Raw genomic sequence first — 15184 nt, forward strand, 5'->3', positions numbered from 1 at the left:
CTGTGTCAGGCGGGCTTTCTGTCCCCCGCCATGACGATCCACAAGGCCATCCGGGCCATCCGCATTGAAACGCAGCACCCAGTCACGGATACTCTGGCGGTCTGTCCCCGCAAGCAGGGCCGCCTCGCCGCGCGAGGCGCCATCATAAATCGCCGCAAGCGCCAACAGGCGACGCGACTGACCCGCATGCCGGCTTCTGCGCGCAAGGCGTCGCAACTCCGAACTATCATGATCGTCACGCAGGGATAGAGGGCTGCCCATCCAGAATGCCTCCTTCAGAGAATGGTCTGCATCCTATGAATCACATTTTTAAACCGATGGGTACCCCGTGAGTCAGGCCAAACAATGGTTGGTATCAGTCATGAACAGCAGGCGCTGCAGGGACGCAAGGATGCGCATTACAGGGCGCTGCTGGCGACCATTGACGCAGGCCGCGCCGAACTGCTGCGCCTGCACCGCAGCGGGGAAATCCATGATGCCGTCCTGCACCAGCTTGAACATGAACTGGACCTGCAGCAGATGACGGCGGAAGGCGGCCTGATCTGACCCTATCCGATCGCCTGCGCCATCACGCCCTCCAGCCATTCGGCAAAGACCTGCAGGCGGCGCGACAGGTGCTTGCGGTGGGGATAGAGCAGCGCCATGGGCATGGGTTCCGCCCGGTAAAGGGGCATGACTTCCACCAGTTCGCCCGCTGCGACATGGTGGCGCACGTCATAGGCCGGGACCTGTATCAGCCCAAGACCGGCCAGGCAGCAGGCCACAAGGGCTTCGGCACTGTTGACGCTGACCCGACCGGGCAGGGCGATGGTCCGTATCCTGTCGCCTTCCATCCATTCCCATTCCTCCACCCGCCCGTTGGAAGGCGAGGCATAGCGCACCGCTTCATGACCCGGCAGGTCGGCAGGGCTGTGGGGCACGCCATGGCGGGCAAGGTAGGCGGGACTGGCCACGTTCATGAAGGCCAGTTCCCCCATCCGGCGTGCGATCAGCCCGGAATCGGACAGGGGGCCGACACGCAGCACGCAATCGATCCCGTCTTCGATCAGATTGATGGCACGGTCGGTGACACCCAGTTCGATCTCGATTTCAGGGTAGCGGTCCAGAAATTCTGGCAGCGCCGGGGCGACCAGCAGGCGGCCGATCCGTCCGGGCATGTCCACGCGCAGCAGTCCGCGCGGGTTGCTGCGGTCATGGCGGAACAGGGCCTCGGCTTCCTCCACATCCGCCACCAGCCGCACGCAGTGGTCATAAAATGCCATCCCGTCCGGTGTGGGGGCGACGGAGCGTGTGGTGCGGGCCAGAAGTCGTGTGCCCAGCCGGGATTCAAGTTCCTGCACGGCGGTGGAAACCGTGGAACGGGGCATCTTGAGCGTATCCGCGGCCCGGGTGAAGCTGGCGGTCTCCACCACGCGGGCGAAAATGCGGAAAAGGTCGATACGGTCCACCATTGTCACCGTCAGGCTGCAGGTTTGTTCGTGTTTTCTGACATGTGTTGTCAGGAAAGGGAACTTTATGTCCCGATTTTAACTGATAACTTACAGGCATGAACAGCGCGGCACAGGTTCGCGCAGTATGAATGGAGGCTGGATATGGCTGATCATAGCATCAAGGGTAAGACTGTCCTGATCGCAGGCGGGGCAAAGAACCTCGGCGGCCTGATCGCGCGTGACCTTGCGGCACATGGCGCGAAGGCCATCGCCATCCATTACAACAGCGACGCGACCCGACCCGAGGCGGAAAAGACTCTTGCCGATCTGAAGGCCGCAGGCGTCAATGCCGTTGCATTTCAGGCGGACCTGACGCGCGATGGCGCGGTGGCCGGACTGTTTGCCGATACGGTTGCGGCCATAGGTCGGCCCGACATCGCCATCAACACGGTGGGCAAGGTGCTGAAAAAACCGATTGCCGACACCAGTGAGGCCGAATTTGATTCCATGTTCGCGATCAACACGCGCGTTGCGTATTTCTTCATCAAGGAAGCGGGCATTCACCTTAACGACCACGGCAAGCTGCTGACCATCGTTACCTCGCTGCTTGGGGCCTATACACCATTCTATTCCACCTATGCCGGGTCCAAGGCGGCGGTGGAACACTTTACCCGTGCCGCGTCCAAGGAATATGGCGCGCGTGGCATATCGGTCAACGCCATCGGGCCGGGGCCGATGGACACGCCTTTCTTCTACGGGCAGGAAGCGCCGGAAGCCGTGGCTTACCACAAATCGGCCGCCGCCCTGTCACCGTTCAGTAGGACGGGCCTGACCGAAATCGAGGACATCGCCCCCCATGTCCGATTCCTCGTATCCGACGGGTGGTGGATGACCGGACAGACCACCCTGATCAATGGTGGCTACACCACGAAGTAGGCAATCAGTTTCAACAGGTGCCCCCCGCCGTTAGCCCACGCGTGCTTTCCTGACCTGATCCTGCCTGCTTCTTCGGGGCAGCAGGCAGGGAAGGGCCAGCGCGCGTGGGTAGCGGGAATGTCTGTTCCGGGGTGCCGGGTCGTTATGTCCGATATGCTGGACAGGCGGCTATCACAGCAAGGCACCAAGCGGCTGTTTGAAAAAACCAGCCCGGAAACTTTTGTCTTTTTTATAAACAAGTTTTTTAAAACAGATATTTATTGATATCCGGCGGCCTGCAGTTCGAACAGTTCCGCATACCGGCCGCCCTGGGCCAGCAGTTGTTCATGTGTACCGGCCTGCAGGACGTGACCATGTTCCAGCACGACAATCCGGTCCGCCGTGCGCACGGTGGAAAAGCGGTGGGAAATCACCAGTGCCGCCTTGCCATGCCGTAGCGCGCGCAGGCGTTCGAACACGTCTGATTCCGCACGCGCATCCAGCGCGGCGGTGGGTTCATCAAGTATCAGCAGGTCGGCGTCGCGCATATAGGCACGGGATATGGCGATTTTCTGCCATTCCCCGCCGGACAGTTCCCGCCCGTTCGCCACGCGCTTGCCCAGTGGCTGGTCATATCCCATGGGCAGTCTGGCCACGACATCATCAGCCAGTCCCTCATGCGCCGCAGCCCCGATCCGCTGCGTGTCGGCAAGGGCCGTGATCCGGCCCACGGCGATGTTCTCCGACGCGGTCAGGCTGTAGCGGACAAAATCCTGGAATATGACACCAATATGCGCGCGCAGATCCGCCAGGTCCATGTCATGCAGGGGCACGCCATCCACCGTGATCTGGCCTTCGTCGGGGTCATACAGGCGTGTCAGCAGCTTGACGATGGTGGTCTTGCCCGCCCCGTTTTCCCCCACCAGCGCCACGGTTTCCCCCGCGCCAATGTTCAGGTCCAGATGCCGGATGGCCCAGCGGTCCGTGCCGGGATAGCGGAAGCCCACGTTTTCGAAGCGGATGCCCTGTCTTATCGGTGACGGAAAGGGCCGGGCCGCCACCGGCGATACGATGGATGGACGGAGGTCAAGGAAGGCGAAGAAATCATTGAGGTACTGCGCCTGGCTGGCAGTCTGTGTAATGCCCAGCAGCAGGCTGGACAGCACCGAATGCAGCCGCAGGAACGATCCCGACAGGAATGTCAGGTCCCCCACCGTAAACCGGCCGCGTACCGTATCCCACACAATGACCAGATAGACGCCGTAATAGGCGACCGACCCGATCGCCGCGAAGGCCCCGCTCCAGACAAAGCGGCGCATGGCCAGCCTGCGGTTCTGTTCCAGCACGGTTGCGGCGGCGGTGCGGAAGCGGCCTACCAGGAAATCCCCCAGCCCGAACAGCTTGAGTTCCTTGGCATGTTCGGCGCTGGCGCCAACATGGCGCAGATATTCCATTTCACGCCGTTCGGCCGTCTTGGCCCGGATCAGGCGGTAGCCTTCGGCATTGAAATGCGCTTCGCCCGCCGCCGACGGCAGCAGGGCGATGACCAGCACCACGACCATCCACGGTGCGAACGCCACGACACCAATCGCAAGCGTCAGTGCGGTCACGGCGGTCTGGGCAATGTTGAACACTTGCACCAGCAGGTTGTTGCGGCCCGATGCCTGGCGGCGTGCGCGTTCCAGCAGGTCCTGCAGGGCGCTGGATTCAAACTGCTGCAGGTCCAGTGTCGCGGAATGGCCCATCAGGGCGAGGCTGACGGAATTGATATATCGTTCGTTCAGCAACCCATCGACCAGCACGATCGCGCGGGATATCAGGTCCGACAGGATGATCAGGGCGAATTCCAGCGCAATCCAGACCTCCAGCCGGGTGGCTGGCCCATGCAGCAGCCAGTCCGGTAGGGAACCTGACGGGGCGGCATGGGCGCTGGTGCGGATGACCTCATCCACAATCAGCTTGCCGACATACAGCGCCAGTGGCGGCTGGATGGCCTGTACCAGTCGCAGCGCGATACTGGCCAGTGTCAGGGCCGGACTGCATTTCCATATCTGGCGGAACATGCGCGGCACATGCCCGTAAACCCCGAAGCGCGCGGCCAGTCGCGCACGCCACGATGGGGCGGACGGATTACGATGATCCGGGCTGTCAGGTTCTGCGCTCAATCAGGAATGGCTCCGGCAGGGATGGGGAAGGTACCGTGCGGCAGGCCGGCTTATCCATGCCCTATCACGGGTGGTCCGGCATTGCCGCCGTGATGCGGGGGAAACCTCCCCTGCCGGGCAGCCGTGTCGGTGGAGGAGAGCCGGTCTGGATCGCACACCATGTCCTGTCGGGCCGGTTGGCCCGGATGGTCATGCGTCGGGATCGTTACCGGTCGTGGCGCCGCGTTGCGTGCATGGGGTGGGCAGGCCCAGATGATGCGTGCCCTTCTGCACCGCAAGCTGGATCTGGCGTTCACGTTCCGCGTAACGCCGGCGCTGGGCTTCGGTGCGCTGGTCGGTGCAGTGGGGGCAGCTTATGCCTTCCACGTAGTCCGGGCTGGCGCGGTCCGCTTCGCTCAGGGGAGTGCGGCAGGCATGGCAGATGTCGAATGTGCCGGGTTTCAACCCGTGGCCCACGCTGACGCGCTGGTCAAACACGAAACATTCGCCATCCCACAGGCTTTCATCCTGCGGCACGGTTTCCAGGTATTTCAGGATTCCACCCTGCAGGTGGAACACGTCTTCCACCCCTTCGGCGCGGACGAAGGCAGTTGCCTTTTCACACCGTATGCCGCCGGTGCAGAACATGGCGATCTTTGGCGTGCGCCCCTGTTCCAGCAGGTCGTGCCGCCGGTCGCGGAACCATTGCGGGAATTCCCGGAACGTGCGCGTGCCGGGGTCAATGGCGCCGCGGAAGGTGCCGATTGCGACCTCATAATCATTGCGCGTGTCGATCACGATGGTGTCCGGATCGGAAATCAGGGCATTCCATTCATCGGGCGCGACGTAGCGGCCGACATCCCGGCGCGGGTCCAGTCCTTCGACCCCCATGGTCACGATTTCACGCTTTATGCGCACTTTCATGCGGTGGAAGGGCAGAGCGGGCGCACGGGAAAACTTGACTTCCAGATCATTACAGCCGGGCAGGGCGCGGATGACGTCCAGAATACGCCCGATCGCGTCATCCGTCCCGGCAATGGTGCCGTTTATGCCTTCGTGCGCCACTAGCAGGATGCCTCGAATACCCAGTTCATGGCAGGCATCGAGCAGTCGGGTACGCACGGCGGCACAATCCGCGAAGGGTGTGAAGTGATAGAGTGCCGCCACACGAACGGGCAGCGTGGCTGCTGTCGTGGTGTGGGCAGTGGAAGGGGAAGAATCTGTCACAATGGCAACCATGCGCTTCATAAGGGGACTGCTGACGAAAGTCCGTAAGTCAAACTGGACATGCCCGGTTGCCCGGACACGCAATCAGCGCAGTCATAGCGGAAATTCCATATGAATGCACGATGTCAGGCAACAGGCTGCAATCAGGGGCGGGACGTGCTTATATATGCGCGTATTGACTGACCATATGGGAAAACCATGGATGACCGTCACCCTGTACCATAACCCTGCCTGTGGCACGTCGCGCAACGTGCTGGCCATGATCCGTGCGGCCGGGATCGAGCCGGTCGTGGTGGAATACCTGAAAACGCCACCGACCCGTGCCGATCTGGATGTGCTGGCAAGCCGGCTGGTGGTGCCGGTGCGTGATCTGCTGCGCCAGCGTGGCACGCCCTATGTGGAACTGGGTCTGGATGATCCGACGCTTGCGGATGGGGACATACTGGGTGCCATCGCCGCCCATCCGGTACTGCTCAATCGCCCTGTGGTCATGACCGGTCAGGCGGCGCGACCCTGCCGGCCCAAGGAAACCCTGTTTGAAATCCTGCCACAGGCCCGTCTGGCCTGATGGCTGTTTCAGGTCATGAAGGCGTTTTTCCCAAAAAGCTTCGGGAAACGTCGCCTTTTTGAACGAAAGGCGATACCCCAAAAACTTTCGTTACATTTTGGGGCGTATCCTGCTGCGCGCGGCATGGATCACGATAAAGAACACGGTTGTGCCAAGGCTGGCCACGGCGGTCATGCGCTGCGTGTCATTGACCAGCATGGCCACGAAAATGATGATCACACCACCCAGCGTCGCCAGATTGACCGTCGGAAAAAAGGGCAGCTGGAAAAATGACTGCCGCACCGCCCCGGATGCCCGTCGGCGCAGGACCATGTAGGATGTGACAATCAGCGAATAGACCAGCAGGATCACACCGCCGCTGCAGCTGAGCAGGAAGGCGAATACCGTGCCCGGTGCAAGAATGGACGAAAATGCCACCACGCCCCCGGCCAGCGAATTGGCCATGATGGCGTTGACCGGCGTATGCTGCCGTCCATGGCGTTGCAGCAGGGCGGGCGCATCACCATGGCGGGCCAGTTCGGCCAGGATGCGCGACGTGATGTACAGGCTGGAATTCATGCACGACAGCACCGCCGTCAGTACCACGACCTGCATGCATGTGGCCGCCCCCGGAATGCCCATGGCCTGCATGGCGGCGACAAAGGGCGAATGACCGGGCACGATATCCGTCCACGGCACGATCATCAGGATCAGCGCGATGGACAGGCTGTAGAATAACGTGATGCGCGTGCCCAGACTGCGGGTGACATGGGCTACATTCCGCGCGGGCTCGGCTGACTCGCCCGCCGCAACCGTCGCGATTTCAGATCCGATCATGGTGAACAGGACGGTGGGAATGATGGAAATCATCGCTGTCATCCCATGCGGGAACATACCGCCATGGCCCAGCACGTTCCGGGCGACCGGCACACCGGGGCCAAATACATGGGCGACATACAGCCCGCCCGCCCCGATGAACAGCACGATGCTGACCACCTTGATCAGCGAAAGCCAGAATTCGCATTCCCCGAATATGTGAACAGCCGCAAGATTGATCAGGTTCAGCACCACGATCAGCGTCGTCGCCAGCACCCAGACCGGCAGGTTGATCCAGTCATGAAGCAGGATGGCCCCGGCTATGGCCTCGCTGCCCAGGGCCACGAGCCAGAAGAACCAGTACAGCCATCCCGTCGTGAAGGCCGCCCCGTTGCCATGGGCCATGCGGATATATTCCACGAACGATCCGTGGCCGGGGCTGGCGGTCACCATTTCGCCCAGCATGCGCATGACCAGCATGACCAGCAGGCCCACCGCGACAAACGCCAGCATTGCCGCCGGTCCCGCCGCTGCAATGGCGGCGCTGCTGCCTACAAACAGGCCGGCCCCGATCGCGCCGCCCAGCGCGATCATGATGATGTGGCGTTGCTTCAGGGTGGAAACAGGCCGGGTAGGCGGCTGGTGTGTGCCAGTCGTGTCAGACATGCCGTGTGTTATTTCCTGAATGGCAAGGGAGCGTGATATGAAGAATGTTGCCTGCCGCCGTGTCCACGGGTGGCTATGCCCACATGGTCCGGCCCCGGTCCGGCCGGAACGGGCAGTTCCTGATGCGGACATCGTGACGCCAGGGGGCATTCATCATGCCTGCCGGGCGGAAATGCAGGCAGCATACTGATATCGTTTCAGTTTCATCCTTAACATAGGACAGGAACACGCGGGTTATGTAAAGGGGCATGGTATCCGGGCAGGATATGGCGGGGCACTTGTTTTAAATATTAAAGAGAGTGATTTCATATCTTCATAAAGAAATGTTTCAATTAATACAAATAAATAAACGAAAATTCATAAAATAATCCGGCGAAATCATATTCGCCATGGCTATTGGCGGGAATGGATTGTAAACACTCCGATCATATTATTGCCTTTTGACAGATTTCAGGAATTTCCAGAAGATACGCCCCATGCCCGATCAGAATGCAAAAGCGATCATTATCATGAACCCGACTGCCGGGCGTCGTCGCATGGGGCGTGTCGTGCGCTTTGTCCGGCTGTTGCAGCAGGCGGGCATGCAGGCGCAGATCGTGTCCACCCGATACCGGGGACATGCCACGGTCCTTGCACGCATGGCGGTGCAGGAACGGGCCTGTACCCATATCGTTGCCGCAGGGGGGGACGGTACCGTGGCCGAGGTGGCCGAGAGTATGGCGGGATCCGGTATCATGCTGGGCATTCTGCCTGTCGGCACGGCAAACGTGCTGGCCCGGGAACTGCGCGTGCCGTTTGATGACGCCAGTAATGCCCGCAATATCGCAGGCGGTGCGTGCACCGTTATCTGGCCCGGATGCCTGCGGTCCAGCGAAGGGGCGTGTCTGTTCGTGCAGATGGTTGGCGTTGGCTTTGATGCGCATGTAGTGCATGCCGTGTCAACCCGCCTGAAAAAGGCGACCGGGCGTGCGGCCTATGTGCTGGCGACACTGGGTTCGTTGTGGAAATATACTTTCCCGACCATGACCGTCTGTGTTGATGGCGTGTCCCACACGGCAGCATCGGTCATTGTCTCAAAAGGTGCGTTATATGCCGGGAAATATATCCTGACGCCCCGGTCCATGCAGGAAAGCAGGCAGTTTTCGGTTGTCCTGTTTGGCGCGGCGGGCATTGGCAACAGTATCCGCTACGCCATCGCGCTGCTGCGTGGAAACCTGTCACGTCAGAAGGATGTCACGATCCTGACGGCGAAGACAGTTGAAATCAACACCCCACGCAACATGCCCGTGCAAAGTGACGGGGATGCGCGCGGTCTTACACCCATACGGATCGACATGCCCGATCGTGCCCTGCGTATCGCGGTATAACAGGAATAATCTGGGTTTATTGGGAATAGTAAAAGTTTCCGGGTGCCGCCTTTGTTCAAAAAGGCGGCGTTTGATGAAGCTTTTTTCTACAGGCTTCATCAAATGATTTGAAGGCCGTCTCGTTCATGGCCACTTCAGGCAGGCAGGTCATGCCATGTCCTGCCTGTCCGGTGATGGGGAAGGGTCGCCGCATACACACCACGTGCGACGGCGCGGGCAAGGGTGTCGGCTGCGACGGATCCCAGTCGGGCAATGATCAGTTCGCGGTTCTGGCCGGGTATTTCCTTCTGCGCGGTTGAAAGGGCAAAGACTACATCCCCGTCAAACGGTGAATGGATGGGACGGATTGCGCGGGCAAGCCCGTCCTGCGCCATCATCGCCACGCGCTTGAGTTCATCCGCATCCAGCCGTACGTCCACGGCAATGCAGGCAATGGTGGTATTGGCGCGCGCGCCGGGGTTCAGTTTGGCCTCGCCCCAGTCTTCACCATAGACCGAACGCGATGACGCGCCCAGCCCACCGAATTCATTGTCGATTTCCAGCGCTCCCGCCCAGAAATTGCGCGTGCCCGGCACCACGACCGAACCAAGGCTGTTGACACAGACCAGCGCGCCAACGGTCATGCCATCGCCCGTCCGGAACGAGGCCGAGCCCAGGCCCCCCTTCAGGCTGCCCGCACCCGCGCCATACCCGCCGCCTGCCGTGCCCAGTGCAAACGGCCCGGTCCTGGCATGGCGGACCGCCTGTTCCCCCAACCGGCGATAGGGGGGATTGGTACCCCACTGCTTGTTCCCGCCATTGGCAAGGTCATACAGCACGGCCGTGGGCACGATGGGGGAAGGGGGCACGCCATTTTTGGGAATGAGCGAGAAGCCACGCCCCTGCGCGCCCAGCCAGCCTGCCACGCCATCCGCCGTCGCCAGGCCGTAGACCGAACCACCGGACAGGACGATGGCGTCAACGCTGCGGACCAGGTTCCCCGCAGCCAGCGCATCCGTCTCACGCGTGCCGGGGCCGCCGCCACGCACATCCACTGCACAGGCCGCGCGCTGGTCAGGCAGGATGACCGTAACACCGGTATAGGCACCCGGATCATCGGCCAGCCCGATTTTCAGGCCCGCAACATCCGTCATCAGGTTCAGCCTGCCTGGTGCGCCAATGCGCACGGGGCTGGCTGCAGAAACGGCACGGGGTGCAACCGCCATGCCGCCGGTGGCCATCATGGCCTTGATCAGTTGGCGTCTATGCACGTTCATTACCTTTAAATAATAGAATTCTGTTCTTGTATGTCATGATGGGGGTCGTGGATATCTCATGCGATCCGCGGGGCACGTGATATGCCTGCCCATATGACCAGTGCATTGATGATCAGCCCGATCATGCCGGGGTTCAGCCCCGCTGGCATGACATGAAGGAAAAACAGGCTCATCCCGACCAGATCGCCACATAACAGTCCGGCAATAATGGGAATGGCCGGTACCTTGCGATCAAGAAGGGCGACGATAATGCCCGGCGCCAGCTGGGTAACACCGATATAATACAGGTTGTTTAGCATGACCATCAGGCCCGACAGGGACGCGCCGCCCAGCACCGAAACCACAAGATAGATGGCGATGGTGACCTGCGCCCCGATTTTCTGCGTACGATCCGAGTGGCCGGGCATGAGATTGCGCGAAACCAGCGGTCCCAGCGCCAGACAGACCCCCGCCAGGATCACCAGCGCCGATAACGCGCATCCCCCCGCCACCAGTCCACGCGCCCAGCCGGGCAGGGTGGCGCAGACCGCGACCATGAAGACATCATTGGGTGACGCAGGTGTCGCGCCCGATGTCCGGACATACAGCGCCATCATGAACAGGAACGGAAACATGAGCATGTAAAGCGGCATGAAAATCTGGTTTTTCTGCAATGTGCGGGGGGATTTTGCAGTAAACAGGAAGGCGACCGTCTGCGGTGCGATACACAGGCCGATCGACTGCAGGATGATGGTTGACACAATAAAGGCATTCCCCCCCGGCAGGCCATGCCCACCGTTACCGGGAGTGGAGAATTCCGGCACGCCGACAGGCCAGTGCATGGCATGCATGGCCGCATACCCACCCAGCAGGATGGCCACCACCATCAGCACATCCTTGAGTATGGAAACATAGGCCGGTGCCCGTATGCCCGACAGTAATATCCACACCAGGGTCAGTAACGCGGACAGTCCCGTCATCATCATGCCCGGGATATGCCAGCCCAGACTGCGCACCACGACCATAAGGCCCGCAAACTGCATTTCACCAAACGGAAGAAGGAATAATGCCGTATTCAGCACAACAAGTATTTCCAGTGTCCGGCTGGCGTAATGGTTGCGGAAAATATCGGCAACGGTAATGCACGAATATCGCTGTCCCAGTGTCCATATGCGCGGGTTCAGGAAATAACCCACCGGATAGGACAGCAGGATATACCCCAGGAACCACATCCCGAACCCGCTGCCCTGCGTGTATATTCCGGCGGGAAAACCCAGCACGCTGCCAATACTGTATGTTTCACCAATGGTCAGGAAGAAAATGAGGACCGCCCCGAACTGACCCGACGCCACAAAGAAATCGCGCGCGTTCCGGGCGGCGTGGCGATATCGTGAATAAACGGCGATCAGCACCGAAGCCGTAATGACAGCCAGGAATATGGAAACTTCCATCCCTTATCCTACCCGTTTTGTATCTGTGCCAGATCGTGCATGTGATGGCAGGTTCCAGCATATGGTCAGGCATGCGGGAACAAGGATGAAGCATGCGAACATCCAGATTATTTCAAGGGGAATCCCGAATGCCGCCATCCTTTGCGCCCGCAGGGCCAGGCCACCCCCGATGACAAGGCAGAAGGGCAGGACAAGGCCCGCAAGCAGCGCGGGAAGGGAAATGGCGGGAACTGCCTGCGTGCCGTCGTCCCGTCTGTCCTGATCGTGCATGCCCGTCTCACCCTGTCCTGTTGGTAATGGCCTTATGATGTCATCAGTATGTATAGCTGATACGGGCGCCGTAGAAACGCGGCGGCCCGACAATGCCGAAATTGGACGTTGTAAAGAAATTACGCGTCATGTCATAGGTGCGGTTAAGTGCATTCTGTACATAACCGGTTACACTCCATTTTCCGTTTTTTGGCCGAAACGTCAAGCTGGTGTTAAGCAGGAAATAGGGCTTGATATTATACAGCGGGCCAAGGATGACGGCATATTCCTCACTACGGTAGGAATAATCGGCCTCGGGCGTCAGTATATAGCCACGCAGCGCACCGGGCAGGCGGATGTCATAACTGGCCGATCCACTCAGCTGCAGTTTGGGAAAACCCATGTCCTTCCCCTGCATGTTCTTGTTTATGGTCTGGTATCCGTTCCCGCTTGCGCCGGTGGCCTGTGACGCGGCGATGTTCAGCGCCTGGAACTGTTCATACTGGCCCTGTTCATAGCCGAAATTCTGCGTCAGGTGCAGGCCACGGACAGGTTCGGCCTGTGCTTCAAGCTCCACCCCCCACAGCGAGGAACGCGGTGCGTTGATGATCTTGCCGATTGCGCCGATCGTGGGATCTTCAATTGCGCTCTGCACCTGCTGGTCATGGTAGTCATACTTGAACGCGGCGCCGTTGATGCGCAGGCGATGGTTGAAGAACGTGCTCTTGAACCCGACTTCATAGGCCATCAGCCATTCCGGCTTGAAGGGCGCCAGCTGCGATGGTGCGGAGACGTTATAGGCGGAAAAACCACCTTCCTTCACGCCACGGCGAATATTGAAATAGGCCATGACATCTGGCCGGATATCATATTCGATGAACGCCTTGCCCGAAACCTGATCCATCCCGGTCTTACGGTCGTAATGCGTTGCGGGGCCTGTCGCGATGGATGTCTGGGTAAAGAAGTTGTTCAGTTCCTTCCATTCGTTCTCATGCCGCAGGGCAAAGCCTATGCGCATGTGGGAAACGGGACGGTAGGTGATGGATGCGAATTCGGAAAACCCCTGATCCGGCTGGCTGTATCGTGTTTCCGTATTGAAGCCGAATGCATCCTTGAAATCGGAATACATGGCGTCCTGCAGGTTTTCCTTGAAGTAATACAGGCCGGCATTCCATGTCAGTGGCCCCCGTTCGTGCGAGGCAAGACGCAGTTCCTGTGAAAAGATCGACAGGTTGCTGTCAAAATATTCATCGGCGTCCGCTGCCGACGTGCCGTCCCAGTCGTTCAGTTCACGGCGGTACATGACTTCATATGCACTGATGGATGTCAGGCGCGCCCATGAAAATTCCTTCTGGATGTTGATATCGATACCCCAGCTCTGGTTATTGCGGAATGGTTTGGCATTGGGGTTCAGGCGCAGGCTGTTCGCGAACTGCCGCGACATGCCCCACCCGGTTGCGTAATGGTCGCTGTCGGCGGGAATGATGCCGCCATTCGGCATTGACACCGAATTGATCAGGTAACCCGGTGTGGATTCCGAACGGTCGATGCCCCAGTGACCGCTCAGGTTGATGCGGGTCGTGTCATTTGCTTCCCACCGCAGCCTGGCGCGCACGGCGCCCAGGTCGGCATCACCGATATGTTCGCCCGTTGTGCGATTGTGTTCGTACGCGCCGCCATGGATCGTCTCTGCCGAAATGCGGTAGGACAGGCGTTTGGTAATCGGGCCGGATACGTAAAGGTCAGTCTTGCTGCGTGCGCGGTTCGCTATGTCTTCGGATATGCCGGCACTCAGCGTCCTGGTCGGTTCGGCGGTCTGCATTTCAATGTTGCCACCCGTGACGCTGCGCCCCGACGTGTAGCCCGTCGGGCCACGTTCGACATCAACGCCCGCAAGATCGAACATGACCCCCTGCGTCATGACCCCGATGGGATAGGCCACCCCATCGACATAGGTCATGACATCAGGCGTATTGTTGGATCCGTAATCGAAAAAACCGATGCCACGCAGGTGAAACTGTGGCTGTCCACCACCGAAGGCGTTTTCCACCTGCAGGTTGGGTATGACATGCTGCAGGTCATTTACCGTGGTGACATGGGCCTGGATCAGCGCCTCGCGGCTGAGATGCGCGATGGACCCGCCGACATGCTGCAGGTGTTCGGCATGGGCGTTGGTGCCGCTGACATGGATGGTTTCAGGCTGCATCGCCGCCTGGACGCTGCCCTTCTGGTTGCCCGGTGCGGGCTTGGGTTTGTGTTCGTTCGTCATCACCGATGCCGCAAAGGCATCGGGACAGGTCGGCAGGGCGCAGGTAAACAGGACCGCGACACGGCCTATCGTCGATATCTTTCCATATTTTTTCATTACACACACGCCTGGTCAGAAATTATGGGAAGGTCGGTTGCCGACAATACGAAGCTGTTTCCTCTGGTCATGATGGGGGTAGCGGCCAGCGTGGCATGGGGCCACGCGCCGTTTCATACATGGCCGCCAGCCGGATGGCCTGCAGATCCGCAAAGCGCGGGGTTACGATCTGCGCCCCGATTGGCATCCCGCCGTGTGAAAAACCGCAGTGAATGGATATGGCGGGCTGTTCTGACATGTTCCATGGGACGGTAAAGGCAATGTGGTCGAAGGAGCGTTCCGGGTCGTTGGTCGGCCCAGGATATTCAGCGGGAAAACTGACATTATAGCCCGATCCGAAAGTTTTTCAAGCTTGACAATGCCTTGCTGTCCGTCGTGTGAGCATGCGGATCGAGGCGATCAATGTCCATGCGGTTGAGGACGCAATGGATTGTTCCCAATCTTTGGCGAGCCGCCTGCACCGTCCCAGCCAGGCGAATGTCCGTTCAACCACCCAGCGGCGCGGCAGGATCTGAAAGCCTTTCACCGTATCGGACCGCCTGATGATTTCGACCGTCCATTTTCCCATGGAGGCGAGCGCGGATCGCAATTTCTCGCCAGCATAGCCGCCATCAGCGAAGATGTGGCGCAGCCAGGGAAAGCGCCTGCGTATTGCCGCCAGGACATCAACGGCCCCATCACGATCCTGGATATCGGCGGCATGAACGAGGAGAAAGATCAGGAAGCCGCAGGTATCAGTCACGATATGGCGCTTGCGGCCCTTGACCTTCTT

The 15184-nt window shown here is 59.9% G+C and carries 13 protein-coding genes and 2 pseudogenes; 4 read left to right on the plus strand and 11 right to left on the minus strand.

Going from position 1 to position 15184, the window contains the following annotated elements:
• Positions 1-261, minus strand: a 261-nt coding sequence (locus GEU01_RS15680) for a helix-turn-helix domain-containing protein (RefSeq protein WP_026018662.1), incomplete at its 3' end; no start/stop codon positions are given.
• 84 nt (positions 262-345) lie between these two features.
• On the opposite strand from GEU01_RS15680, the gene GEU01_RS15685 reads away from it, so the two are divergent.
• Entirely contained in the window at positions 346-546 is a 201-nt protein-coding gene (locus tag GEU01_RS15685; RefSeq protein ID WP_019086825.1) for a hypothetical protein, read from the plus strand.
• 2 nt (positions 547-548) lie between these two features.
• On the opposite strand, the gene GEU01_RS15690 is transcribed toward GEU01_RS15685, so the two are convergent.
• Positions 549-1451 carry a LysR family transcriptional regulator gene (locus GEU01_RS15690; RefSeq protein ID WP_019086826.1) on the minus strand — a complete coding sequence of 301 codons (903 nt, stop codon included), beginning with the start codon at positions 1449-1451 and terminating at the stop codon, positions 549-551.
• Positions 1452-1592: 141 nt separating this feature from the next.
• On the opposite strand from GEU01_RS15690, the gene GEU01_RS15695 reads away from it, so the two are divergent.
• Entirely contained in the window at positions 1593-2366 is a 774-nt protein-coding gene (locus tag GEU01_RS15695; protein ID WP_019086827.1) for an SDR family oxidoreductase, read from the plus strand.
• A 257-nt stretch (positions 2367-2623) separates the two neighbouring features.
• On the opposite strand, the gene GEU01_RS15705 is transcribed toward GEU01_RS15695, so the two are convergent.
• Together GEU01_RS15705 and trhO are read right to left on the minus strand one after the other, a co-directional pair.
• On the minus strand, positions 2624-4510 hold the full coding sequence (locus GEU01_RS15705; protein WP_019086829.1) for an ABC transporter ATP-binding protein: 1887 nt from the start codon (positions 4508-4510) through the stop codon (positions 2624-2626).
• A 189-nt stretch (positions 4511-4699) separates the two neighbouring features.
• Positions 4700-5728 (minus strand): oxygen-dependent tRNA uridine(34) hydroxylase TrhO, encoded by a 1029-nt coding sequence (gene trhO / locus GEU01_RS15710; RefSeq protein WP_232272576.1) that lies wholly within the window; start codon positions 5726-5728, stop codon positions 4700-4702.
• 190 nt (positions 5729-5918) lie between these two features.
• On the opposite strand from trhO, the gene arsC reads away from it, so the two are divergent.
• Complete coding sequence (gene arsC / locus GEU01_RS22995) at positions 5919-6284, plus strand: arsenate reductase (glutaredoxin) (RefSeq protein WP_019086831.1); 366 nt, start codon at positions 5919-5921, stop codon at positions 6282-6284.
• 90 nt (positions 6285-6374) lie between these two features.
• Here arsC and GEU01_RS15720 read toward each other — a convergent pair whose 3' ends face one another.
• Positions 6375-7745: an amino acid permease gene (locus GEU01_RS15720; RefSeq protein WP_019086832.1), complete on the minus strand. Its 1371-nt coding sequence runs from the start codon at positions 7743-7745 to the stop codon at positions 6375-6377.
• Between the two features lie 476 nt (positions 7746-8221).
• Between GEU01_RS15720 and GEU01_RS15730 the strand changes: the two genes are divergently transcribed.
• Positions 8222-9112: a diacylglycerol/lipid kinase family protein gene (locus tag GEU01_RS15730; RefSeq protein ID WP_019086834.1), complete on the plus strand. Its 891-nt coding sequence runs from the start codon at positions 8222-8224 to the stop codon at positions 9110-9112.
• Between the two features lie 134 nt (positions 9113-9246).
• Here GEU01_RS15730 and GEU01_RS15735 read toward each other — a convergent pair whose 3' ends face one another.
• From GEU01_RS15735 to GEU01_RS15760, 6 genes and pseudogenes are all read right to left on the minus strand, one after another.
• Complete coding sequence (locus GEU01_RS15735; protein ID WP_019086835.1) at positions 9247-10368, minus strand: P1 family peptidase; 1122 nt, start codon at positions 10366-10368, stop codon at positions 9247-9249.
• A gap of 56 nt (positions 10369-10424) precedes the next feature.
• Complete coding sequence (locus GEU01_RS15740) at positions 10425-11798, minus strand: sodium:solute symporter family protein (RefSeq protein WP_019086836.1); 1374 nt, start codon at positions 11796-11798, stop codon at positions 10425-10427.
• A gap of 3 nt (positions 11799-11801) precedes the next feature.
• The gene (locus tag GEU01_RS15745) at positions 11802-12068 is read right to left on the minus strand and encodes a hypothetical protein (protein ID WP_019086837.1); all 267 of its coding nucleotides are present in this window, start codon (positions 12066-12068) and stop codon (positions 11802-11804) included.
• Between the two features lie 43 nt (positions 12069-12111).
• On the minus strand, positions 12112-14412 hold the full coding sequence (locus GEU01_RS15750) for a TonB-dependent receptor (RefSeq protein WP_019086838.1): 2301 nt from the start codon (positions 14410-14412) through the stop codon (positions 12112-12114).
• A 67-nt stretch (positions 14413-14479) separates the two neighbouring features.
• Positions 14480-14692: pseudogene (locus GEU01_RS24590) on the minus strand (amidase family protein); the annotation flags it as partial.
• Between the two features lie 66 nt (positions 14693-14758).
• Positions 14759-15184, minus strand: a pseudogene (locus GEU01_RS15760) (IS5-like element IS1031A family transposase); the annotation flags it as partial.

This window comes from Komagataeibacter europaeus LMG 18890, assembly GCF_000285295.1.
GTDB classification, from domain to species: Bacteria; Pseudomonadota; Alphaproteobacteria; order Acetobacterales; family Acetobacteraceae; genus Komagataeibacter; species Komagataeibacter europaeus.

Coding starts and splice junctions, on each gene's coding strand:
- GEU01_RS15685 (WP_019086825.1), top strand. CDS start 346: ATGGTTGGTATCAGTCATGAACAGCAGGCGCTGCAGGGACGCAAGGAT.
- GEU01_RS15690 (WP_019086826.1), bottom strand. CDS start 1,451: ATGGTGGACCGTATCGACCTTTTCCGCATTTTCGCCCGCGTGGTGGAG.
- GEU01_RS15695 (WP_019086827.1), top strand. CDS start 1,593: ATGGCTGATCATAGCATCAAGGGTAAGACTGTCCTGATCGCAGGCGGG.
- trhO (WP_232272576.1), bottom strand. CDS start 5,728: ATGGTTGCCATTGTGACAGATTCTTCCCCTTCCACTGCCCACACCACG.
- arsC (WP_019086831.1), top strand. CDS start 5,919: ATGACCGTCACCCTGTACCATAACCCTGCCTGTGGCACGTCGCGCAAC.
- GEU01_RS15720 (WP_019086832.1), bottom strand. CDS start 7,745: ATGTCTGACACGACTGGCACACACCAGCCGCCTACCCGGCCTGTTTCC.
- GEU01_RS15730 (WP_019086834.1), top strand. CDS start 8,222: ATGCCCGATCAGAATGCAAAAGCGATCATTATCATGAACCCGACTGCC.
- GEU01_RS15735 (WP_019086835.1), bottom strand. CDS start 10,368: ATGAACGTGCATAGACGCCAACTGATCAAGGCCATGATGGCCACCGGC.
- GEU01_RS15740 (WP_019086836.1), bottom strand. CDS start 11,798: ATGGAAGTTTCCATATTCCTGGCTGTCATTACGGCTTCGGTGCTGATC.
- GEU01_RS15745 (WP_019086837.1), bottom strand. CDS start 12,068: ATGCACGATCAGGACAGACGGGACGACGGCACGCAGGCAGTTCCCGCC.
- GEU01_RS15750 (WP_019086838.1), bottom strand. CDS start 14,412: ATGAAAAAATATGGAAAGATATCGACGATAGGCCGTGTCGCGGTCCTG.